Source organism: Pseudomonas sp. Irchel 3A7 (assembly GCF_900187565.1).
Classification (GTDB): Bacteria; Pseudomonadota; Gammaproteobacteria; order Pseudomonadales; family Pseudomonadaceae; genus Aquipseudomonas.
The window spans coordinates 194,722-218,139 of sequence record NZ_FYED01000014.1 but is presented as its reverse complement, the minus strand read 5'-3'; the positions used below and the strand labels follow the sequence as shown (position 1 = coordinate 218,139).

Here is a 23,418-nt window from a genome sequence, read left to right as displayed (position 1 = left end):
CACCATGACCTCGACGATTCAACTCATTTCTCCGGTCGATGGCCGGGTCTACGCCGAACGCCCTTGTGCCGATGCGGCCCAGCTCGACAAGGCACTTGAGGCGGCCGCAACCGCCCAGGCGCAATGGAAACGCCGACCACTGGGCGAACGCGCGGCTTTTTGCAATGCCGCAGCGGACGCGATGCTGGCCATGAAGGATGAAATAGCCCCGGAACTGGCTTGGCAGATGGGCCGCCCGGTGCGCTATGGCACCGGTGAACTGCGTGGTTTTGACGAACGTGCGCGGCACATGATCGCCATTGCGCCTGAGGCATTGGCCGCCGTCGAACCGGCGCCCATCTACGGTTTTCGCCGGCATATCAAACGCGAACCGCTGGGCACGGTGCTGGTGATCGCCCCGTGGAACTACCCCTATCTGACCGCCGTCAACACGATCATTCCGGCGCTGATGGCCGGCAACAGCGTCATCCTCAAGCACGCTTCGCAAACGCTGCTGGTGGGCGAACGTTTCGCCGAGGCCTTTCGCCGCGCCCATCTGCCTGAAGGGCTGTTTCAGAACCTGGTACTCGACCATGAGCAGACGGGCAGAATCATTGCTTCTGCGCGCGTACAGCAGGTGAATTTCACCGGTTCGGTGGGCGGCGGCAGAACCATGGAAAGCGCTGCCACCGGACGCTTTCTCGGCATGGGCCTGGAACTCGGCGGCAAGGATCCGGCTTACGTTCGCGCCGACGCCAACCTCGAGCACGCGGTGGAAAACCTGGTGGACGGCAGCTTCTTCAACTCCGGGCAGAGCTGCTGCGCGGTGGAGCGCATCTATGTCGATCAAGGCCTCTACCCGGCGTTTGTCGAGCGTTTCGCCGCCCTCACCCGCCAGTACGTGTTGGGCAACCCGCTGGACGAAGCCACCACCCTCGGTCCGCTGGTGAGTCCGCAGGCTGCTGATTTTGTCCGTGACCAGATCGCCGCCGCACTGAGCCAGGGCGCCAAGGCACTGATCGGTCCACAAGACTTTGCCGCTGATGTACCGGGCAGCGCCTACCTCGCACCACAAGTGTTGGTCGACGTGACCCATCAAATGTCGGTCATGCGCGATGAAAGCTTCGGCCCGGTGGTCGGCATCATGCCGGTGACCAGCGATGAGGAAGCCATCGCCTTGATGAACGACAGTGAGTTCGGGCTCAGCGCCTCGATCTGGACCCGGGATCTCGCCGCCGCCGAACGCCTGGGCAACGAGATCGAGACCGGCACCGTGTTCATGAATCGCTGCGATTACCTCGACCCGGCCCTGGCCTGGACCGGCGTGAAGAACAGCGGGCGCGGCGTGACGCTGTCGCGTCTGGGTTACGAACACCTGACCCGAGCCAAATCCTTCCATTTGCGCCACGAGATTGAGCCATGAGCCTGACGGGAAACTGGAACTACCCCACGAGCATTCGCTTCGGTGTCGGCCGCATCAGCGAACTGGCCGAGGTCTGTCGCAACCAGGGTATCCAGCGACCGCTGCTGGTGACCGACAGTGGCCTGGCGCGCGCACCGATCACCACCGCGGCGCTGGATGCCTTGCGCAACGCGGGGCTGGGCGCAGCGCTGTTTTGCGACCTCAAACCCAACCCGGTCGAAGCCAACCTGGCCGGCGGGCTCGAGGCCTGGCGCGCGGGCAACCATGACGGTGTGGTGGCCTTTGGCGGCGGCAGTGGCCTGGACATGGGCAAGCTCATTGCGTTCATGAGCGGACAGACCCGGCCGGTGTGGGATTTCGAGGACATCGGCGACTACTGGACCCGTGCCGATGAAAGCCGCATCGCCCCGGTCATCGCGGTGCCGACCACTGCCGGCACCGGCTCCGAAGTGGGCCGCGCGGCGGTGATCATCGACGATCGCACCCACACCAAACGCATCATCTTCCACCCGAAAATGATGCCACGGGTGGTCATCAGCGATCCGGCCCTGACCGTCGGCATGCCGGCAAAAGTCACTGCCGGAACCGGCATGGATGCGTTATCGCACTGCCTGGAATCGTACTGTGCTCCCGGGTTTCATCCCATGGCCGATGGCATCGCGGTCGAGGGCATGCGCCTGGTAGCCAATGCACTGGTGCGCGCGGTGCACACCCCGTCCGACCTCGATGCGCGCGGGCAGATGCTCGCCGCCGCGGCGATGGGCGCCACCGCTTTCCAGAAAGGCCTGGGCGGCATGCACGCCCTGGCGCATCCGATCGGCGCGCTGTACGACACCCACCACGGCATGACCAACGCCACCCTGATGCCCTATGTCCTGAAATTCAATCGCCCGGCCATCGAGGAACGCATCACGCGCCTGGCGGCTTACTTGCATCTGCCCTCCCCGGGCTTCGACAGCTTCCTGGCCTTCGTCCTCAAATTGCGCAAGGACATCGCCGTGCCGCATACGCTGTTTGAACTGGGGGTGGATGACAAGCAGGCAGACCTGATCGCCGACATGGCGATTGTCGACCCGTCCGCCGGTGGCAACCCGCTGCCGCTGACCCGGGCCGGCGTGGCGGAAATATTCGAAGCGGCGTATCACGGCCGCTTGTAGAACCGCGATGATTACATTGTGGCGAGGGGATTTATCCCCGTTGGGTTGCGAAGCGACCCCAAAAAAATGGGACTGCTGCGCAGTCCAACGGGGATAAATCCCCTCGCCACAAGTATGTGCCCGGGCTAATGGACTGGCATCAGGATTAGTCCGGGCAAGTTTCACCGGTTGGAAACAGGAGCAGTACGACAAGGGGTTGAAGGCCAGGCCGTCCGGGCGTCCCGGATGGATGCGTATCAAAACCTGAAGGGGCACACAACGATGAACCCAGCAAGCCAGCCCGGCACCGACGCGCACGACGAGGACGTCAAGGTGCTGCACAGCATGGGCTATGCCCAGCAGCTCTCGCGACGAATGGGCGTTTTTTCCAACTTCGCGATTTCCTTTTCGATCATCTGCATCCTCTCCGGCGGCATCAACTCACTCGCCCAGGGCACCTCCGGCGCGGGCGGTGCCTCGATCGGCATCGGCTGGCCGATCGGCTGCCTGATATCCGGGGTGTTCGCCCTGGCCATGGCGCAGATCTCCTCGGCCTACCCCACCGCCGGCGGGCTGTATCACTGGGGCTCGATCCTCGGCAACCGGTTCACCGGCTGGCTCACGGCCTGGTTCAACCTGCTGGGGCTGGTGACAGTGCTCGGTGCGATCAACGTCGGCACCTATTACTTCTTTTTCGGTGCCTTCGGGCCGACGCTGGGCATGGAAGACACCACCACGACACGGGTGATTTTCCTGGCGATCCTCACCGGTCTCCAGGCCCTTTGTAACCACTTGGGGATCGGCCTGACCGCGAAACTCACCGACTTCTCCGGCTATCTGATCTTCGCCACGGCACTGGCGCTGACCGTGGTCTGCCTGATTTCGGCCCCCAGTTACGAGTTCTCCCGGCTGGTGACCTTCGGCAACTATTCCGGCGAGGCCGGCGGCAGCGTCTGGCCCCAGGTCTCCAACGGCTGGATCTTCATGCTCGGCCTGCTGTTGCCGATCTACACCATCACCGGCTACGACGCCTCCGCGCATACGTCCGAGGAAACCCGCAATGCCGCCATGTCGGTGCCACGCGGGATGGTCATGTCGGTGGTCTGGTCGCTGCTGTTCGGCTGGGTCATGCTCAGCGCCTTCGTGCTGATGCTGCCGAGCATGGACGAAGCGGCCAAGCAAGGCTGGAGCGTGTTTTTCTGGGCCATGAACACCCAGGTGAACCCGTTGCTCAAAGACGCGTTGTTCGTGGCGATTTTCGTCTCGCAGGTGCTCTGCGGCCTGGCCACCGTGACCTCGGTTTCACGCATGATCTTCGCGTTTTCCCGCGATGGCGGCCTGCCGTGTTCCAAGGCACTGGCCTCGGTTTCGCCGACCTTTCGCAGCCCGGTGGCGGCCATCTGGACCGGCGCCACGCTGGCGGTATTGTTTGTGTGGGGATCGTCCGTGATATCGATCGGTGAAACGCCGGTCTACACCATCGTGGTGTCCTGCACGGTGATCTTCCTGTTCTTCTCGTTCGTCATTCCCATCGTGCTGGGCCTGTTTGCCTACGGCACCTCGAAATGGCCGACCATGGGCCCCTGGAACATGGGGCGCTTCTGGTACACGGTGTTTGCCCTGCTCTCGGTGTTGTCGATGGTGATCATCTTCGTGATCGGCATTCAGCCACCGAACGATTGGGCGTTGTACATCACCATCGGCTTCCTGGTGTTGACGGCGATTGTCTGGTTCGGGTTTGAGGCCCGGCGCTTCCAGGGGCCGCCGGTGGGGGACATGATTGTCAAGCGCCAGGCCGATATTGCAGCGGCCGAGGCGGCTTTGGAGAAGCGCTCTTGAGGCGATTGCGCCTGTAGGAGCGAAGCTTGCTCGCGAAAAACGCTGGACAACGCATTCATTCAGACTGCACGCGTTATCGTTGACGTCCATCGCGAGCAGAGCTCGCTCCTACAGGTGTTTGTACATCCCTTACTCAGTCACGCCAACGATGTGCTCAGGCGCAGGCTCGGCACTGCCGATCGGCGCGTTGAGCAGCAGGAAGTACGCCAGGGCCGAGCACAGCGCCACCACCGCACTGATCATGAACGCGGTGTTGAACGAACCCGAGTACTGGATGCTGAAGCCGGTGACGATCGGTGCGACGGAGCCGGCGATGTAGCCGCCGAAGTTCTGGATCGATCCGAACGAGGCGACCCGGCGGCTGTCGACGATGGTGTTGACGATCATCCAGGCCGTGGCGCTGGCCATGTTGATGCTGAACAGCGCCAGGCACAGCAGGATGATGCAACCGGTCAGGCCGCTGACATACGACAGCGGCAAGGTGAACAGCGCCGCCAGCACCAGGCCGGTGATCACGCCGAACTTGCGGCTGGCCAGGATGCTCATGCCACGGCGTACCAGCATGTCGCAGAAGCGCCCGGCGACAATGGTGCCCACCGCGCCGAAGCCATAGGCCAGCGACACCAGCCATGCGGTCTTGTACAGGTTCATGCCGTGCTCGCGCTCGAAGTAACCGGGCAGCCAGGTCAGGTGCAGCCACAGCATGTAGATCACGCCCATGAAGCCCAGGACCGCACCCCAGGTGCTGCGGTGCTTGAACAGGTCGAGCCAGCCGGCGAAGTACGACACCTTCGGTGCCTGCGGATCGGCCGCTTGCACGTGCGCTGTCTTTTCGGTCGGCAAGGGTTTGCCTTCAGCCGCGAGTTCGGCCAGGTACTGCGCCTTGCTCTTGTAGAAGGTCAACCAGCACAGGGCCAGGACGATGCCGATCACACCGGTGATGATGAACATGCCACGCCAGCCGAAGTTGACCATGAACAGGGTCAGCAAGGGCGGCGCCAGGCATGGGCCCAGACAGGTCGACGACCAGACGATGCCGGTCGGCGTACCGCGCTCGTTGGCATCGAACCATTCGGACAGGGCCTTGGCCGCCGAGGGGAACATCGGCGCCTCGCCAATCCCCAGCAGCACGCGCAGGCCCATGAAGCCGGCGAAGCTGTTGACCATGCCGAACGCCGACTGCGCCACCGACCAGGCCATCAACGAGGCACCCAGGGCGATCTTGCTGCCCAGGCGGTCGATGATCAGGCCCATCGGCAACTGCGCAAAGGCGTAGGCAATGGAGAACGCCGACAACAGAATGCCCATCTGCGAAGGGCTGATCATCATGTCCTTCTGAATCGAAGTATTGGCGATCGACAGCGCACTACGGTCCAGGTAATTGACGATGCCGATCAATAGCAGGAAGACAACGGTGATGCTTTGATACTTCTTCAGTTTGTTCATCTGGTGGCCTTTATTATTGTTATTGCAGCGGTTTCAATGCCGGGAGAAACAAAAATCAGGGTTGGCGCGCCGTCACCGCCGCTTCGAGCAGACCGCGCCGGCTCAGGCTGTCGAGCAGCGAGCGCAGGCCGAAGTCCCATTGCGGCGCCTGGTCGCTGGTGGTCACACGGTTGCACAAGGTACCCAGCTGCGGGTTGCTGATCGCCACCACATCGCCCAATTTGTGGGTGAAACCGCTGCCCGGCTGGTCGCGATCCTGCTTGGGGGCGAACAGGGTACCGAGAAACAGCACCAGGCCGTCGGGATATTGATGGTTTTCATTGAGCGTCTGCTGGACCAGGTCAGCCGGGTCGCGGCTGATCTGGCTCATCGAACTGCGGCCTTCGAGGATGAAACCGTCCTGGCCTTCGACACGCAGATCCACTTGCGCGCTACGCACGTCATCCAGGCTGAAGGTCTCGTCGAACAAGCGCAGCAACGGCCCCAGCGAAGTGGAGGCGTTGTTGTCCTTGGCCTTGGACAGCAGCAAGGCACTGCGCCCTTCGAAGTCACGCAGGTTGACGTCGTTGCCGAGCATGGCGCCTTGAATAGTGCCGTTGCTCGACACCGCCAGCACCACTTCCGGCTCCGGGTTGTTCCAGCTCGACTTGGGATGAATGCCGATGTCGGCACCGTGACCGACCGCCGACAGCGGCTGGGCCTTGGTGAAGATTTCAGCGTCCGGGCCGATGCCCACTTCCAGATACTGCGACCACAGGCCCTGCTCTACCAGGACCTTGCGCAAGGCTTCGGCCTGGGCCGAGCCCGGGACGATTTGCGACAGGTCGGCACCGATGCGGCTGGCCAGGGTGTCGCGGATCGCGTCGGCCTTGGCCGGATCACCCTTGGCCTGCTCTTCCACCACACGCTCCAGCAAACTGGCAGCGAAGGTCACGCCAGCGGCCTTGACCGCCTGCAGGTCGATCGGCGCGAGCAACCATGGCAGGTTCTCGTCGCGCCGGCTCGGGTCGCTGTTGTCCAGCAGCGCGGGCAATTCGATCAAGGCCTCGGCCAAGGGCAAGGCACGCAAGTACGCCACCGGGTCAGCCACTTCAAGCAAGGCCGAGACGGTCGCCACATGGGCGCTGATATCGTACGCGGCACCGTCTTTGACCAGTACCACGGCGGGCCCCTGGCCGGGCAGCCAGACGCGTCCGACCCAACTGCCGGTGTTGAAAACGGCGGCATTTTTGCTCAGTTGCAGGGGTGCCCGGGTTTTCGATTCGTTGGTCATGTCTGCACTCTTGTTGTCGTTGTATGTCATGTCGGTACTCGCGCTCGCGACCTGTAGGAGCGAGCTTGATCGCGATGGACTTGAGGGCGCCGCGTCTAATCAGGACGCCAGCGTTATCGTTGACCTCCATCGCGAGCGAGCTCGCTCCTACAGGGGTATAAGGGCGTTAAGAAAGGGCTGGCAATTGCAACTGCCCGGCAGTCTTGTTGAGCTCATCGACCACCTTCGGCGCCAGGCTCACGCCTTCGCGCAGGGCCTGCTCACGCAGCTTCAGGCCGGCCTGGCCAGGCAAGCGCACCGGGCGCTCAGGGTCGACCGGCCGACTTGCCAGGATCAGTTTGCTCAGGAACGAGCTTTCGTCGGTGAAGGCCTCCAGACCGCCGAAGAAACGCGGGTCGATCACCACCGCCGTGGCCGAGGCGCCCCATTGGTCCGGGGCGTCCTTGCGTCCGTGGCCGGCCAGGCCCGAGGTCAGCGCCTCGACCAGAATTGCCAGGGCAAAGCCCTTGTGGCCGAAGGCCTGGCCACCCAAGGGCAGAATGCTGCCCGGCGGTGTGGTGAAGAAGTCGGCCGGGTCGTCGCTCAACCGGCCCTCATTGCTCATCAGCACCGGGTGCGGCAGCGTGCTGCCGGCATCGCGGCACTGGCCGACCAGGCCCAGGGTCACGGTGGACATGCTGACATCCAGCAGGATCGGCTCGCCCCGGGTCGGGATGCCGGCGGCAATCGGGTTGGGCGTATAGATCGGATCGATTCCGCCGTGGGCGCACACCAGCCCCGCCGATGGGTCCGAGGAATACACCATGGCCACCAGGCCACGATCCGTGAAGGGCTTCAGATAAGCAGCCAGACAACCGATGTGCGAGGCTCGGCGCACCACGGCGATACCGATGCCCTGCTGTGTGGCACCTTGCGCCGCGCTGTCCAGCGCCCGGCTGACACAATAAGGGCCGAGCACATAGTGGCCATCGAACAGCGATGAAATGCCGCTATCGGAAACCTGTTCGAGCATCCCGGCACGGGCCTTGACCTGTCCTGTGAGCATGCCGCCGATATAGCGGCTCACCAGATTGAGGCCGTGGGTACGATGACCCAGCAGCTCACCTTCGAGCAGTACCCGGGTCACCGCCTGGGCGACCTCGGTGTCGGCCCCGGCTTTTTCGAACAGTTGCTCGACGAACGTGGTGAGCGTTTGTGCGTCGTAGCGTTTGGCTTCAGTCATGCTTGTTGCTCCGTGATCAATTCAACGCCGCTGTACTGTGCTTGCCATCGACCAGGCGCTGTATGCCCAGTGGATTGGCGTTCTTCAAGGCATCGGGCAACAACGCATCGGGCACGTTCTGGTAGCACACCGGACGCAGGAAGCGATCGATCGCCAAAGTGCCGACCGACGTGCCGCGGGCATCCGAGGTGGCCGGGTACGGGCCGCCGTGGACCATGGCATCGCACACCTCGACACCGGTCGGGTAGCCGTTGAGCAGCACGCGACCGACCTTCACCTCCAGCACCCCGAACAGTTGACTGAAGGCGATGAGGTCATCGTTGTCGGCCAGCAACGTGGCCGTAAGTTGACCGCGCAAGGCGCCGACAGCGCGCAACAACTCAGCCTCGTCCGCCGCCTGGACCACTACCGTGCAAGGGCCGAAGACCTCTTCCTGCAGCAGCTCGTCCTGGTCCAGCAACAGGCTGATATCGGCCTCGAACAGCTGCGGCTGCGCCTGGTTCCCCTTCTGCGCCAGACCGCTCAAGTGTTTGATGCGCGGGTGACCCAGCAAGGCCTGCAAGCCTTTGCCGTAGCTGTTCAAGGTGCCGGCATTGAGCATGGTCTGCGGCGCCTGCTCGGCCATGTGCCCGGTCAGGCGCTCGATGAAACTGCTGAACGCCGGCGAGCGAATACCCAATACAAGACCCGGGTTGGTGCAGAACTGGCCACAGCCCTGCACCACCGAGGCGGTCAGTTCCCTGGCCAGCTGCGCGCCACGATTGGCCAGCGCCTGTGGCAAGACCAGCACCGGGTTGATGCTCGACATCTCGGCGAACACCGGGATCGGTTGCGGCCTGGCCGCCGCCATGTCGCACAGGGCACGGCCGCCCTTGAGCGAGCCGGTAAAGCCCACGGCCTGGATGCCCGGGTGTTTGACCAGTGCCTCGCCAACGCCGGCACCGAAAATCATGTTGAACACGCCAACCGGCATGCCGGTGCGTTCGGCGGCGCGGATCAGCGCTTCGGCCACCTGCTCCGCCGTGGCCATGTGGCCGCTGTGCGCCTTGAACACCACCGGGCAACCGGCGGCCAGGGCGGCAGCGGTGTCACCGCCGGCGGTAGAGAACGCCAGGGGAAAGTTGCTGGCACCGAACACCGCCACCGGACCGACCCCGATACGATACTGACGCAAGTCCGGGCGCGGTAATGGCGAGCGATCCGGCAGGGCCTGATCAATGCGCGCACCATAGAAATCACCACGACGCAGCACCCGGGCGAACAAACGCATCTGGCCGCTGGTACGCCCGCGCTCTCCCTGGATGCGAGCGCTCGGCAATGCCGTTTCCCGGCAGGTCAAGGCGATGAAATCCTCGCCCAGGCCGTCGAGTTCGTCGGCGATGGCTTCCAGAAATTCCGCCCGGCGTACCGCCGGCAGGTTGCGAAACAGCGGGAACGCCGTACTCGCCGCCGCTACCGCATGGTCAACTTCGGCCAGGGTGGCCTGATGAAAAGCGCCCGGCAGGCGTTCGCCGGTATGGGCGTCGACGCTGTAGACCAGGGTGTCGCCCAGCGCACTGCGCTGGCCCGCGACAAAGTTATGTCCGGAAACTTGCATGTCATTTTCGCCTTGTGAAGGTTGCAGGGCTGTCAATCAGGTCACGGCACCGATCTGCCAGGGCACGAACTCGTTCTGTCCGTACCCGTGTTGTTCGCTCTTGCTGAGCTCGCCGGAAGCGATGCGCAGCATCTGTTCGAAGATGTAGGCGCCGCGTTCTTCAATGCTGGTGGAACCGTCGGCGATGCCGCCGCAGTTCACGTCCATGTCTTCTTCCTGGTGCTCGAACACCCGGTTGTTGGTCGCCAGCTTGATCGAAGGCACCGGCGCACAGCCGTAGGCCGAACCCCGGCCCGTGGTGAAGGCGATCAGGTTGGCACCGCCGGCGACTTGCCCCGTGGCCGAGACCGGGTCGTACCCCGGGGTGTCCATGAACACCAGGCCCTTGGCCCGAACCGCTTCAGCGTACTGGTACACATCCACCAGGTTGCTGGAGCCGGCCTTGGCCACCGCGCCCAGGGATTTCTCGAGGATGGTGGTCAGGCCACCGGCCTTGTTGCCGGCCGAGGGGTTGTTGTTCAGTTCGGCGTTCATGCGCTGGCAGTAGTCTTCCCACCAGTGGATGCGCGCGATGAGTTTTTCCCCCACCTCGCGGCTCACCGCGCGGCGCGTCAGCAAATGTTCGGCGCCATAGATCTCCGGGGTTTCCGAGAGGATTGCGGTGCCACCGGCCGCCACCAGGCGGTCAACGGCATTGCCCAGCGCCGGGTTGGCGGTGATGCCTGAGTAACCGTCCGAGCCACCGCATTGCAGACCGACGATCAAGTGGCGGGCGCTGACCGGCTCGCGCTGCACCCGGTTGGCCTGGGGCAACAATGCCTTGACCTGCTCGATACCGCTGGCGATGGTTTTCGAGGTGCCGCCCGCGCCCTGGATGGTGAAGGCACGCAACTGGTCGCTGGCCTGCAGACCCTGGGTCTCGAGCAGGCTCTCGATCTGGTTGGTTTCACAGCCCAGGCCGATGATCAGCACCGCAGCGAAATTAGGGTGTACGGCGTAGCCGCCGAGGGTGCGGCGCAACAGGCCCAAGGCCTCGCCGCCGGGGTCCACTGCGCAGCCGGCGCCGTGGGTCAGCGCCACCACGCCATCGATATTCGGGAAGGCCGCCAGCGCCTCGGGGTGGATATCCCGGCGAAAGTGATCGGCCACGGCCCGGGCCACGGTCGCCGAGCAGTTCACCGAGGTGAGAATGCCGACGTAGTTGCGGGTCGCGACACGGCCATCGGCACGCACGATGCCCTGGAACACGGCTTCGGTACTCGGCGTGGCGTGGGCATCGACGCCAAAGGCGTAGTCACGGGCAAAGTCGCCCATCTCCACATTGTGCACATGCACGTGATCGCCGGCTTCGATAGGTTGCGAAGCAAAACCGATGATTTGTCCATAACGGCGCAGGGGCTGGCCCTGCTCGACGCGTTGGGTCGCGACTTTGTGCCCGGAAGGAATCGGCTGGCGCACAGTGATCGCCTCGGCTTCCAGGCCAAGCCCCTCAGGCAGGGCCTGCCGTGCAATCACTACGTTGTCCAGGGGATTGAGACGGATCACGGCAGGGTCGCCGGTCCGGGTTCTGGCAATCAGTTGCATGGGACCTCACAGGGCAGTACGGCTGACTTCTTGTTATGGCGTCGCCCGTTGCGTGACGGGCGAATCTGCGACAACTGTAGGGAGCCGGCGTCAACATTCCCAATGAGATGATCCGATCAATCGATAACCTGACGTTATCGAATTGGCTTATCGAGTGGCTCTAATCAATCGTTCGCCCTACCCTCTTCCCGGCGCTGCCGCGCGAAATCGAGCAGGATCCCGGCGAATTCCAGGGCTGAACCGGTGAGCGGCTCGTCCTTGCGGGTGATGATGCCGTACTCCAGCGCCGCCAGGCGCAGCGGGGTCTGCAGCTCCCTGAGCTGGCCACTGTCCAGCTGCGCCGCCACCATGGACCTGGGCAGCATCGCGATCATCGGCCCTGATTGCAGCAGTTGCAGGAACATCTGCATCGAGATGGTATCGACGCTGTCTGCCGGCGACGCGATACCGGCGGCCTTGAACGCCAGCTCCAGGCGATCGCGAATCGGCGTCCCCACCGGGTACAGCACCCACGGCCACTGGCCCAGCGCCTCAAGCGGCGTACTGTCCAGCGCGTTCAGCGGATGGCGGCTGTTGACCACCAGGCTGAAGGGCTCAGGCTCCAGCGGCTGGAAGTCGAAGACCTGGCGGTAACGCTCTTCGGTAAAACGGCCGATCATCAGGTCGAGCTTTTTTTGTTCAAGCATGTCCAGCAGGTGATCGCTGGACTGCTCCACCACTTCAATCGACAACAACGGACTGCGCGCCTTGATCGCGGCAATGGCCTGGGGCAGCACTACCGAGGTTGCCGCAAAAATCCCGCCCACCTTGAGAAATCCATGGCCGCCCTTGCGCAGCCGGTTGACCTGATCGACGAACGTGTGGGAATCGGCCAGCGCCCCCTGCGCATAACGCACCACGTACTCGCCAAGCTCCGTGGGCGGCATGCTGCGCGGCAGGCGCTGGAACAGGGCAAAACCGAATTGCTCCTCCAGGTCACGCAGCATTTTGCTCAAGGCGGGCTGGCTGAGGTTCATCTGCAGGGCGGTGGCGTGCATGTTGCGCGTGCGTGCCAGGGTGTCGATCAGCACCAGGTGCTTGAAGCGCACCCAGTTGCAGAAGCTGGAATGGGTAATGTCCGACGGCATCGGAGGTAGTGCCTCTTCTTTTGGTGGTGTTCATGATCCAGTGTACATATCCATTGCTGCGGCAACGGCCACTAATGGTTCCGCTCTTTCATCAGCCGGACACTTGGAAGAGCCTGTAGGAGCTAAGCTTGCTCGAGGGGGCGGGCATCGCGCAAAACCGAAGCGAGGCGGCCTGACAGCCGACCTCATTTCGGCCCGGTCCGCGATCCTCTGTGGGAGCGAGCCTGCTCGCGAAGACGGAGTTTCAGACGAAGACTATTTGACTGTCACACCGCCTTCGCGAGCAGGCTCGCTCCCACAGTGGGTCGGCGTACACCCACTGCATTTCACCACTCATCAGGCCAAGCGTTAGCTCGCCTTCAGCTTTTGATTTTGATCCACCCGCCCCTTCCGCGATCCTCTGTGGGAGCGAGCCTGCTCGCGAAGACGGAGTTTCAGACGAAGACTATTTGACTGTCACACCGCCTTCGCGAGCAGGCTCGCTCCCACAGTGGGTCGGCGTACACCCACTGCATTTCACCACTCATCAGGCCAAGCGTTAGCTCGCCTTCAGCTTTTGATCTTGATCCACCCGCCCCTCGGGAGGCTGAGCGCAGGTATTCATCCGGGGATTATTCAGCGATCGGACCTGAACACTCGCGCAAATACCGCAACAGCCTCTCCAACGCCACCGACCTCGGTCGCGAACGCAAGGTCAGCAGGCCAATGTTGACCATCGAAATCGGTAGCTCGACCGGCAGGATCGCAACCATCCCGTAGCCCGCATAATGTTCGGCCACGTCATTGGGTACCACCGCGATCATGTCCGACGCTTCAAGCATCGCCGTGGTCGCGAGAATCGAAGCGGTTTCGACGATGTCCAGCGACTGCACCATGCCGCCGGCTTGCAGGGCACTTTCCACCCGGCGGCGCATGGGGCTGCCAATGGGGTGCAGGATCCAGGTCAAGGTGACCAGGTCGGCCAACTGCAATGGCGAGTCACCCGCCAACGGATGGCCGGCCCGGCCGATCACGCGCATCTGCTCGCCGTTGTCGAACAGCTCGATGTCCAGGTCCTGGCTGTCGCTCTGGTCCGGCAGCCGCCCCAGCACCACATCGAGATCGCCGCGCAGCAAGGCCGGCAGCAAGGTATCGCTGGTACCGACCTCAATGGAAATCCGCACCTTGGGGTGATCGCGCTTGTACGCCAGCACCGCCGTGGTCAGCAGCCGGGGCACCGGCCCCATCACGCTGCCGACCCGCACCAGGCCCATGGCCCCGCGCGCCAGTTCGGCGATCTGCGCCTGGGCATGCTCGAACTCATGCAACGCGCCCTGGGCGTAACGAATCATCACCTCGCCATACAGCGTCGGCTGCATGCCCCGTGGCAAGCGCTCGAACAGGCGCACGCCAAGACGCTCCTCCAGTTGCTGCAACAGCAGGCTGGCGGCCGGTTGCGTGGTGTGCATCGCCGTGGCTGCCCGCCGCAGGTTGCCGAACTCCCCCAGGGCATTGAGCAAGGTGATCTGTCGGCTGGAGATTTTCAGGGTGCCGAGGTTGCGGGGCTGCGACATATCAAATCCGATATACCTGCTTAGGGAATCGCGATTATGCCTGTATCGCTCGGCGACCTACAGTCGAGTCTCCAACGGTTTACCGAGAACAAGAATCCATGAGCATTCGAATCACTTACCTGAGCGTGCGCGACATTCGCTTCCCCACGTCCCTGTCCCTGGACGGCTCCGATGCGATGAACAGCGCACCGGATTACTCCGCGTCCTATGTCGTGCTGCACACTGACACCCCGGCCCTGGAAGGCCATGGCCTGACCTTCACCATCGGCCGCGGCAACGAAATCTGCGTGGCCGCCGTGCAATCCCTGGCACCGATGGTGGTCGGCCTGACCCTGGAAGAAATCGTCGCCGACATGGGCGCCTTCTGGCACAACATCACCGTGGGCGACAGCCAATTGCGCTGGCTGGGACCGGAAAAAGGCGTAATCCACCTGGCCACCGCGGCCATCGTCAACGCCGTCTGGGACCTGTGGGCCAAGCACGAAGGCAAGCCGGTGTGGAAGCTGTTGGCCGACATGACGCCGGAACAATTGGTGCGCTGCCTGGACTTCAGCTACGTCACCGACGTCCTCACTCCCGAGGAAGCCATCACCCTGCTGCGCCGCCAGGTGTCGGGCAAGGCCCAACGCGAGGCGCACATGCTGCGCGAAGGCTACCCCGGCTACACCACCGCGCCGGGCTGGCTCGGCTACAGCGAAGAAAAAATGCGTCAACTGGCCCGCGAAGCGGTTGCGGATGGCTGGACCCACATCAAGCAGAAAATCGGCGCCAACCTGGAAGAAGACATCCGCCGCGCCACGATCCTGCGCGAAGAAATCGGCTGGGAACGCACCCTGATGATGGACGCCAACCAGGTCTGGGACGTCGAAGAAGCCGTCGCCAACATGCGCCGCCTGGCAGCGTTCGAACCCCTGTGGATCGAAGAGCCGACCAGCCCCGACGACATCCTCGGCCATGCCAGCATCCGCCGGCGCATCGCCCCGATCGGCGTCGCCACCGGCGAGCATTGCCACAACCGGGTGATGTTCAAGCAGATGTTCCAGGCCGGCGCGCTGGACTTCTGCCAGCTGGACGCGGCACGCCTGGGTGGTCTCAACGAAGTGCTGATCGTGCTGCTGATGGCGGCTAAATTCGACGTGCCGGTCTGCCCCCATGGCGGAGGTGTCGGTTTGTGCGAGTACGTGCAACATATCGCCCTGTTCGATTACATCGCCGTCTCGGCTTCGCTGCACAACCGGGTACTCGAATACGTCGACCACCTGCACGAGCATTTCCTCGACCCGGTGGTGATCCGCCGCGGCCGCTACATGCCGCCGCAACGTCCGGGCTACAGCATCGAAATGAGCACTGAAACCCTGGAGCGTTACCCGTTTCCCGACGGCCCGGTGTGGGTCGATATCGCAGCCCGGTAGTCGCCTAACCTGCGCGCTGGGCGCGTTCCGATTCATCCAGGTGCTCCAGCAGCACCGCTATCGTCGCGTCCCGCAACTTGATGGCCGCCATCCAGTCCGGCCCTTGCGCCAACAGCGCAGGGCCGATGTTGACGTGGATTGCACCGTGGCGTGGGAACCACTGACCGTCGCGCAACACCTTGCGCGTGCCGCCAATGGCGACCGGCACCAGCGGCACGCCGACACGGGCGGCGAGCACGAAAGCACCCATGTGGAATGTCCGCAAGCCTGGCTCGCGGGTGAAGGTTCCCTCAGGGAAGAACACCAGCGGCTGGCCGGCTTGCAACACCTCGGCCAGGGACTCGGTGTCTGCGGCGCTGCGCTGCAGATCGAAACGTTCGACGAAGCAGGCACCGAGCTTGCGCAGGAACCGGCCGGCGATCCACTGGCCAGCCAATTCGCGCTTGGCCACGAAGCTGAACTGCGGTGGCAGGGCTGCGCTGAGAATGACGCCATCGAGGTAGCTGGCATGGTTGGCGGCCAGCACGCTCACCCCGGACGCAGGCAGGCGTTCCAGCCCCGCGACACTGAGCGGTATACCCGCCAAGCGCAGGAACAGCCGGGCAGCCGCTCGAGTGAAGCTGCGGCACCAACGCTGTTGCGGCAGGATCGCGACACCGAGCCAGGTCAATGGTGTGACCAGCCAGAACAGCAGCCAGATGTAAGCGGCATACAGCGCCGCGCGGCAGGTCCGCCAGCTGCGGCCGAGATGGGCGCGCACGGCCTGCACCACCAGGCGCAGCAACTGGCGCCACACGGCCAGGTGCGGCCGCCCCACTTCGCCGCGCTCATACAGTTCGCGACTGGCCGCACGGCGAATCTTCCCGCTGGAGGTCTTCAGCACGCTATGCGGTGGCGCCAGAACGATATCGTCGGGCGACACACCGGTGAGGTCGACCACGATGCGGTTGACCTCCTGCTGCAACTGTTGCCGGGCAGCCGCTTCCTTTTCGAGGCTTTCGGCCAACACCACCAGGCGTTCGGTACCGGTGGCCGGGTCCGGACTGCCGAACACCGCGATGCAGCCTTTGCGCAGACCGGGCAAATTGCCGACCGCCGCTTCGACATCGTAGGGGTAGATGTTGCGTCCGGCACGAATGATCAGGTCCTTGGCGCGACCGGTCAGGTAGACCTCACCGCCCGCCATGTAGGCAAAATCGAGCGAGTCCATCCAGCCATCGCGCAGCACCCGGCGGGTTTCTTCGGGGTTACGGTAGTAGCCACGGGTGGTGGACGGTCCACTGAATTGCAGGTGACCTTCGCTGCGCTCGGGGAGTTCGCCCCCGCGCCCATCGACGATTCGAATCTGGTGACCCGGCAACGGCCGGCCGCTGGAAACAAAACATAACGTCGCGCCGGTGTCCGCTTCGGCGGGCAATGCATTGCCTCTGGCCTGGAACGCCTCTCGCTGTACCCGGTCGATCAGCGGCCCCCGGCCCAAGGGCGGAAACGCTACGCCCAACGTGGCCTCAGCCAACCCATAGACGGGTGCCAGCGCAGTGGGCGCCAGGCCGTAGCGAGCGAAACGTTCGGCGAAGCGTTGCAAGGTCTGCGGGTTGACCGGTTCGGCACCGTTGAAGGCCAGGCGCCAACTGCTCAGGTCCAGGCCCTTGAGGTCATCGTCAGCCAGTTTGTTCAGGCACAGTTCATAGGCGAAGTTGGGCGCTGCCGACATCGTGCCGCGGTAACGGTCCATGGCCCATAGCCAACGCGCCGGCCGTGCGAGGAAAGCCAGCGGCGACATCAGCACCAGGTTGTAGCCGTAATACAGGCTGCCCAGCCAGGCACCGATCAACCCCATGTCGTGGTACATGGGCAGCCAGCTGACGAACACGTCCTGCGGTCCCACCTTCAGCGTCCTGCCCATGGCGCGCAGATTGGCCAGCAGGTTGGCGTGGCTGACCATCACCCCTTTGGGCTGGCCAGTACTGCCCGAGGTGTACTGCAGGAAAGCGATGTCATCCGTTCGCCGCGGCGGTGTGATGCACTCGCCCCCCTCCTCCGTCAGATCGGCCACGCTGGCAATGCGGGTCAGGCTGGGGACCTGCGGCAGGAGCAGCCGGGCGAGCAGCTTCGCTTGCGTCACGGTGATCAGCACTTTGGCCTCGGCGTTACACAGGATGCCGGCCTGGCGGCGCAAGTGATCCTCGATCTGCGACAGGCGCAGCGGTGGGTAGATGGGCACCGGCACCCCACCGGCCAACAGGATGCCGAAAAAGCCATGGAGAAAGTCGCGGCTGGTGGGCAGCATCAGGGCCACGGTCTGACCGGCGTGCAAGCCACTGCGTTGCAGCCCTGCGGCAACGGCCAGGGCGCCCTGGTGCAAGGCGCCATAGCTGACCTCTTCCTGTTGGTCCCCTTCACCGAGCAGGCGCACGTGCAGATGCTGTGGCTGATGGCGCACATGCCACTCCAGTACCTCGATCAAGGTCCGCGCGGCGTCGGGCGTCTGCCCGGTGGCTGCCAGGATTTCGCTGGAGGCGCTGGAGGGCAATGGACTGACGGCTTCAGCGCCCTGTCTGCTGTGCAGCACACGCAGTATGTCTTGGGGGGTGTCAGCCGAGGCGAACAGGTTTTCTGGCAGGTGCACACCGAACGCGTGCTCGATACGTGACCAGAGCTCGACCCGAGCCAGGCTGTCCAGGCCCAGATCCCGATCCAGCACGCTGTGCAAGGTGATTTGCAAACCTTCTGCTGCCTGCGGGCGCAACTCGGCCACGGTGCGTCGGACAATTTCGAGCAGCTTTTGCGCGTCCCCATCGAAACGGGGCTCGGCGCGGGTTTCTGGAAGCGGACGAGACATCGACGGCCCCTCACGACAGGACACTCGGTGTGTAAATCCTTACCCACGACCATTATGCGCCTATGGCGGCGACTGGGAATGCCGTCCTGCAGCGCTCGCGGGATGGCTGGGCCAGGGCTAGGCTCATTACCAGTCAGCCGATCAACTGTGGCGAGGGAGCTTGCTCCCGCTCGGCCGCGAAGCGGTCGTAAAGTCTGCTCAAGCGGCGTGCCAGGCAGAACCGGCTTGCAGATTTCAGGGCCGCTGCGCGACCCAACGGGAGCAAGCTCCCTCGCCACAGGGTGTGCTATTCATCTGAATTGCGCTTAAAGAGAGACCGCCATGTCAGCCAGCCTTGCCCCCGGAGTGACACGCCGAGAAATCTGGGCCTGGGCGATGTTCGATTTCGCCAACTCCGGCTACACGACTGTCGTGATCACCGCCGTGTTCAATGCCTACTTTGTCGCGGTGGTTGCCCAGGGCGCAGCCTGGGGTACGCTGGCCTGGACCAGCGCCACCGCCCTCTCCTATGTCCTGATCATCCTGACCGCGCCGCTGATCGGCGCCTACGCCGACGCCTTCGCCTGCAAGAAACGCCTGCTGCTGTTCAGCACGATCGGTTGCGTCATCTTTACCGCTGGACTGGCACTGGCCGGACCGGGAGAGCTCGGCGTGGCGATCCTGTTCATCGTGCTATCGAACTTCTGCTTCGGCAGCGGCGAGAACCTGATTGCCGCCTTCCTGCCCCAACTCGCCCGTGCGGATGCGTTGGGCAAGGTGTCCGGCTGGGGCTGGGGGTGGGGCTATATCGGCGGCCTGGTCAGCCTGGGCGCCTGCCTGGCCTTTGTCAGCTGGGCCCAGGCGCAGGGCCAGACGGCGGCGCAATTCGTGCCGGTGTGCATGCTGATTACCGCGGTCCTGTTTGCCCTGGCCAGCGTACCGACCTTCCTGTTCTTGCGTGAACGCAGCCAGCCGCAGCCAGGCAGCGACAAACCTATTGCGAAAGCGGCGCTGGCGCGCTTCGCGCAGACGCTGCGTGAAGCGGAGCACTATCGCGACTTGCTGCGCTTTCTTGCCTGCACCGTCTGCTACCAGGCCGGCATCTCGGCGGTGATCACCCTGGCAGCCATCTATGCCAATCAGGTCATGGGCTTCAGTACACAGGACACGTTGCTGCTGATCTTCGTGGTGAATATCACGGCCTCCATTGGTGCCGTACTGTTCGGTTGGCTGCAGGATCGCCTCGGCCATCGCGCCACGCTGGCGCTGACACTGCTGGGCTGGCTCGGCATGGTCGGTCTGGTCTGGGTGGCGCACGGTCCCGGGCTGTTCTGGCTGGCAGCGAACCTCGCCGGTCTGTGCATGGGCGCCAGCCAATCGGCTGGACGGGCGATCGTCGGCCTGCTCGCGCCACCGACGCGGCTGGCGGAATTTTTCGGCCTCTGGGGGCTGGCGGTCAAACTGTCGGCCATCCTCGGTCCCATGACGTACGGTCTGACAAGTTGGCTGTCCGGCGGCGATCACCGCCTGGCCATGCTGATTACCGGCAGCTATTTCGTGATCGGCCTGCTGATCCTGGCCGGCGTCGACCTCGAGCGCGGACGACAGGCAGCTGTCGGCGGTACCGGGCGTCTCGAACAGTGAGGGCGACTATCAGGGCGACGTCCCGCGCGCGTTCACTGAATGCAGGCGTATATTGGTGGTGACGATCCGGGAAGTTGAGGCGCCAGGCGCTCGCCAATGGCGGGGCGAACAAGAGAACCAACCGATAACCCACAATGCTGGAGGTGCGACATGAGCCAATATCAACGCCTCTTTCTGATTGCCGGTCCTGCCATGCGCCACACGCCGGCGCTGGAGCGGGCCGTCGCACTGGCCAAAGCCACTGGCGCAGTGCTGCATATCGCGGTATTTATCGAAGACGCCGACATCTTGGGATTGATGAGCGGAAACAAGAAGTTTCGCGAGATCTGCCAGCAAGAGAACCAGAAGTGGCTGCAGGATGAAGCCCAGCTGATACGCGGCAATGGCGTTACGGTGACCACCGAAGTGGTATTGGCTCGGGACGTACTGAAGGAAATCCTTCAGCATGTAAAGGACTTGCAACCGGACCTGGTGATCAAGGACGTACACCACGAATCAACACTCAAACGCGTATTCGTCACCCCTCTGGATTGGCATCTGGTACGCGATTGCCCGGTTGCTGTTCATCTGGTCAGCGAAGTCAGGTGTCCACTGCCACGGGTGGTCGTGGCGGCAGTGGATCTGTCGCACCCGGAGCACCAGATCACTGACCTCAACGATCGCATCATCCTGGCGGCGAAGAGGATGGCATCGCAGTGCAACGCAGAGCTGCACCTGCTGCACGCCTTCGATCCATCGCAAACCCATATCTCCGACGCCGGCGCCGGTGCGGTGACGATGCCAGGCTTCAGCGCCGACGTGCGTCGGGCACTGCACAAGTCCTTCAATACGCTGGCTGACAGCTGTCACGTACCCTCTGAACGACAACACTTCATTGAAGGGTCGCCAGCCAAAGTGATGTCCGACTTCGCAGCCCACAGCCGGGCCGATGTGTTCATCATGGGAGATACCCATCGAAAAGGCCTGCACAAGCTGCTTGGCAGTACGACAGAGCACGTGCTCTACAAGGTGCCCTGCAATGTCCTGGCAATAAAGGGGCAAGTCGATCAGTTGGGATAGCCTGAAGCATGACAAGTGCAACTTTCCGCTTCTACGAGGAGCTCAACGATTTCCTGCCGCCCGAACGGCGGCGGCAGTCCTTCACCTGCGAGTGCGCGCAAGGGGCGACGGTCAAGCACATGATCGAGGCGCTCGGAGTACCGCACACGGAGGTCGAACTGGTGCTGCTCAACGGCGAGTCGGTGGGCTTCGGGCGGGTGATCTTCGACGATGACCGGCTGGCGGTGTATCCCAAGTTCGAAACGCTGGACATCAGCCCGCAGCTCAAGGTTCGTGCGCACCCGCTACGGGTGCTGCGCTTCGTCGCTGATGCGCACCTTGGCGGGCTGGCCAGCCTGCTGCGCATGAGTGGCTTCGACACCCTCTATGATAATGGCTTCGAGGATGGCGAGATCGCCGAGATCGCTGCGCAGCAAGGACGCATCGTATTGACCCGCGACCGCGAACTGCTCAAGCGCCGCATCATCAGCCACGGCTGTTACGTGCATGCCCTCAAACCGTCACTGCAACTGCGCGAACTGTACGAGCGCCTCGACCTGGCGCGCAGCGCGCGGCCCTTCAGCCTGTGCCTTCATTGCAACCTGGCGCTGCACGAAATCAGCCCGGAACTGGCCCGGCCGCTGGTACCGCCACGGGTTGGCGCCCTCTATTCGCACTTCCTGCGCTGCGACGGCTGCCAACGGATTTACTGGGAGGGTTCGCACTGGCGCGGCATGTGTGCCCTGCTGGCACCTTTACTGGACCGATAGCGCAGCGCGGGTCGAATAAATGGCCCGGTGTAGTCATTCATCAATGGCTGATATGAAGCAGGCGGCCGACCGCATCCAGCACCACATCGGGGGCCTCTCGATGGGGGACATGATGACAATTTTCCAGTATCAGGTATTCCCCGGACACCTTCGCCAGCCTGGCGATACGCATGGGATGCAGCACGGACCCGTACTCGTCTTGCTCACCATGAATCGCCAGCAGTGGGCAGTGAATCGAGTCAACGGTGTCTTCAATCGTCCAGCCGCTGAATGCCTGCGACAACCAGGTCTGCGTCCAGGCTGACAGCACCCAGGGCGCTTTATCACCATGATATTTTTCAAGACGCTCCCTTTGCCCCGGCGCCTCGAACTGCGCCTTGGCGTCTCGAATACCGCGCAGCGTTTGCTCTTCAACGAACGCTTGTGCCGAGACGGTGATCAATGCAACGCAGCTCTGCGGGTACAGGGCGGCGCAGCACGTAGCCATCGCGCCGCCCACACTATGGCCCATGGCGACAAACCGATCGAATTGCAATTGGGCCCTGACCAGCGCGAAGAAACGCTCGGCTTCGTCACGGATGAAATCCATGGGCAGACTCTCCGGGTACGGGTCCGACTGCCCGAAGCCGAGCCGGTCATAGGCAATCACCTCGCGCCCTGTGGTCTGACAAAGTCGTTCAGGAAAGTCGCGCCACAATTCGACGCACCCAAGGGAATCATGAAAAAGAATGATCGGCGGTTTTGCCTGGCTGTGTTCCACGCCCGCCGGAAACCAGCGTCGAGTAAACAGTCGCCCATGGGGCGTATCGATCCAAAGCGACTCGGTACAGACAAACGATGACATTGGAATCCTCAGCTGATCATTGATGCGAATAAGAGAAAACGAAGTGCTGCGGTCGCGAGGACAGCGATCAGCATGCAGTCTGGCGCGCGCCCGGCACGAGCGCAACCGGGGTTAATCCAGCAGCCATCGGCCGAACGCAGCCGACGGTCGTTGCATTTCGCGAGTCGCCGGCCTGTGGCTAAGCTTAATAAATCGGGACGAACTGAAACCTGAGTGATACCGGCCATCAGTGGACCTGGACCGGCATCAAGGCGGTGTTCCCAAAGGAGACGACTATGTACGCGGTGATAAGAACCTACCTGGGTACTGGCGCAAAGCAGCTTTTCGAGCTGTTGGAAGAGCGCGGGACCGACGTCGAAGCTGCCCTGCGGACAGTGCCGGGCCTTGTCAGCTACACCCTGCTCAATACCGGTGATGGTGGTACGTCGATAACCGTTTGCACGGACAAGGCCGGCAGCGATGCGAGCTTGAAAGTCGCACGTGAGTGGATTCAGAAAAACGCATCGAATATCCGAGCGAACCCGCCGATCGTGACGGAAGGTCCGGTCATTGTGCAGATCAAATAGCGCGTCCTCGGGATTGAGCTCACGACGCTGTCGCTGACCAGGGTTTTGTCTCGACAAGTAGAAATCGGCCCATGGCTGCCGGTGCGAGCCGGCAGAAAACGGGCAGATTCAAAGACCTGAATTTTGCCCATGTGACGGCGCAAA

At 63.2% G+C, this 23,418-nt stretch carries 17 protein-coding genes; 8 read left to right on the top strand and 9 right to left on the bottom strand.

Translation table 11 applies throughout. The annotated features are described in order from the left end of the window. Positions 1 to 4: 4 nt before the first annotated feature. The 3 genes from CKW21_RS23030 (at position 5) to CKW21_RS23020 (ending at position 4,377) form a co-directional block, all read left to right on the top strand. Complete coding sequence (locus CKW21_RS23030) at positions 5 to 1,402, top strand: aldehyde dehydrogenase family protein (protein ID WP_095196198.1); 1,398 nt, start codon at positions 5 to 7, stop codon at positions 1,400 to 1,402. Then, positions 1,399 to 2,559, top strand: coding sequence for an iron-containing alcohol dehydrogenase (locus CKW21_RS23025; RefSeq protein WP_095196197.1), 1,161 nt, complete (start codon positions 1,399 to 1,401; stop codon positions 2,557 to 2,559). Before CKW21_RS23030 ends, CKW21_RS23025 begins: the two co-directional genes overlap by 4 nt. Before the next feature lie 261 nt (positions 2,560 to 2,820). Beyond that, a complete protein-coding gene (locus tag CKW21_RS23020; protein ID WP_095196196.1) occupies positions 2,821 to 4,377 on the top strand; it encodes an amino acid permease in 1,557 nt (518 codons plus the stop codon). A 129-nt stretch (positions 4,378 to 4,506) separates the two neighbouring features. On the opposite strand, the gene CKW21_RS23015 is transcribed toward CKW21_RS23020, so the two are convergent. The 7 genes from CKW21_RS23015 to CKW21_RS22985 all read right to left on the bottom strand — a co-directional run bounded on the left by CKW21_RS23015 (position 4,507) and on the right by CKW21_RS22985 (position 14,179). After that, positions 4,507 to 5,823 (bottom strand): MFS transporter, encoded by a 1,317-nt coding sequence (locus CKW21_RS23015; protein ID WP_095196195.1) that lies wholly within the window; start codon positions 5,821 to 5,823, stop codon positions 4,507 to 4,509. Positions 5,824 to 5,878: 55 nt separating this feature from the next. After that, the gene (locus CKW21_RS23010; RefSeq protein WP_095196194.1) at positions 5,879 to 7,096 is read right to left on the bottom strand and encodes a fumarylacetoacetate hydrolase family protein; all 1,218 of its coding nucleotides are present in this window, start codon (positions 7,094 to 7,096) and stop codon (positions 5,879 to 5,881) included. Positions 7,097 to 7,262: 166 nt separating this feature from the next. Continuing rightward, entirely contained in the window at positions 7,263 to 8,318 is a 1,056-nt protein-coding gene (locus tag CKW21_RS23005) for an Ldh family oxidoreductase (RefSeq protein ID WP_095196193.1), read from the bottom strand. A 16-nt stretch (positions 8,319 to 8,334) separates the two neighbouring features. Further along, positions 8,335 to 9,915 (bottom strand): aldehyde dehydrogenase (NADP(+)), encoded by a 1,581-nt coding sequence (locus CKW21_RS23000; RefSeq protein ID WP_095196192.1) that lies wholly within the window; start codon positions 9,913 to 9,915, stop codon positions 8,335 to 8,337. Between the two features lie 36 nt (positions 9,916 to 9,951). Then, the gene (locus CKW21_RS22995) at positions 9,952 to 11,499 is read right to left on the bottom strand and encodes a UxaA family hydrolase (protein ID WP_095196191.1); all 1,548 of its coding nucleotides are present in this window, start codon (positions 11,497 to 11,499) and stop codon (positions 9,952 to 9,954) included. Between the two features lie 164 nt (positions 11,500 to 11,663). Beyond that, complete coding sequence (locus CKW21_RS22990; protein WP_095196190.1) at positions 11,664 to 12,626, bottom strand: LysR family transcriptional regulator; 963 nt, start codon at positions 12,624 to 12,626, stop codon at positions 11,664 to 11,666. Positions 12,627 to 13,237: 611 nt separating this feature from the next. Then, positions 13,238 to 14,179 (bottom strand): LysR family transcriptional regulator, encoded by a 942-nt coding sequence (locus tag CKW21_RS22985; RefSeq protein ID WP_095196189.1) that lies wholly within the window; start codon positions 14,177 to 14,179, stop codon positions 13,238 to 13,240. A gap of 98 nt (positions 14,180 to 14,277) precedes the next feature. Here CKW21_RS22985 and CKW21_RS22980 point away from each other — a divergent pair, with 98 nt between their 5' ends. After that, positions 14,278 to 15,591, top strand: a complete 1,314-nt coding sequence (locus CKW21_RS22980; protein ID WP_095196188.1) for an L-fuconate dehydratase — start codon at positions 14,278 to 14,280, stop codon at positions 15,589 to 15,591. 4 nt (positions 15,592 to 15,595) lie between these two features. On the opposite strand, the gene CKW21_RS22975 is transcribed toward CKW21_RS22980, so the two are convergent. Further along, positions 15,596 to 18,433 (bottom strand): AMP-binding protein, encoded by a 2,838-nt coding sequence (locus CKW21_RS22975; RefSeq protein WP_256590322.1) that lies wholly within the window; start codon positions 18,431 to 18,433, stop codon positions 15,596 to 15,598. A 321-nt stretch (positions 18,434 to 18,754) separates the two neighbouring features. On the opposite strand from CKW21_RS22975, the gene CKW21_RS22970 reads away from it, so the two are divergent. The 3 genes from CKW21_RS22970 (at position 18,755) to CKW21_RS22960 (ending at position 21,864) form a co-directional block, all read left to right on the top strand. Beyond that, on the top strand, positions 18,755 to 20,056 hold the full coding sequence (locus CKW21_RS22970) for an MFS transporter (protein WP_095196187.1): 1,302 nt from the start codon (positions 18,755 to 18,757) through the stop codon (positions 20,054 to 20,056). A gap of 150 nt (positions 20,057 to 20,206) precedes the next feature. Next, the gene (locus tag CKW21_RS22965) at positions 20,207 to 21,115 is read left to right on the top strand and encodes a universal stress protein (protein ID WP_095196186.1); all 909 of its coding nucleotides are present in this window, start codon (positions 20,207 to 20,209) and stop codon (positions 21,113 to 21,115) included. A gap of 8 nt (positions 21,116 to 21,123) precedes the next feature. Then, the gene (locus CKW21_RS22960; RefSeq protein WP_095196185.1) at positions 21,124 to 21,864 is read left to right on the top strand and encodes a Mut7-C RNAse domain-containing protein; all 741 of its coding nucleotides are present in this window, start codon (positions 21,124 to 21,126) and stop codon (positions 21,862 to 21,864) included. A 40-nt stretch (positions 21,865 to 21,904) separates the two neighbouring features. Here CKW21_RS22960 and CKW21_RS22955 read toward each other — a convergent pair whose 3' ends face one another. Further along, on the bottom strand, positions 21,905 to 22,708 hold the full coding sequence (locus CKW21_RS22955) for an alpha/beta fold hydrolase (RefSeq protein ID WP_095196184.1): 804 nt from the start codon (positions 22,706 to 22,708) through the stop codon (positions 21,905 to 21,907). A 275-nt stretch (positions 22,709 to 22,983) separates the two neighbouring features. Between CKW21_RS22955 and CKW21_RS22950 the strand changes: the two genes are divergently transcribed. Beyond that, positions 22,984 to 23,274, top strand: a complete 291-nt coding sequence (locus CKW21_RS22950; RefSeq protein ID WP_095196183.1) for a hypothetical protein — start codon at positions 22,984 to 22,986, stop codon at positions 23,272 to 23,274. The last annotated feature ends 144 nt before the right edge of the window (positions 23,275 to 23,418 follow it).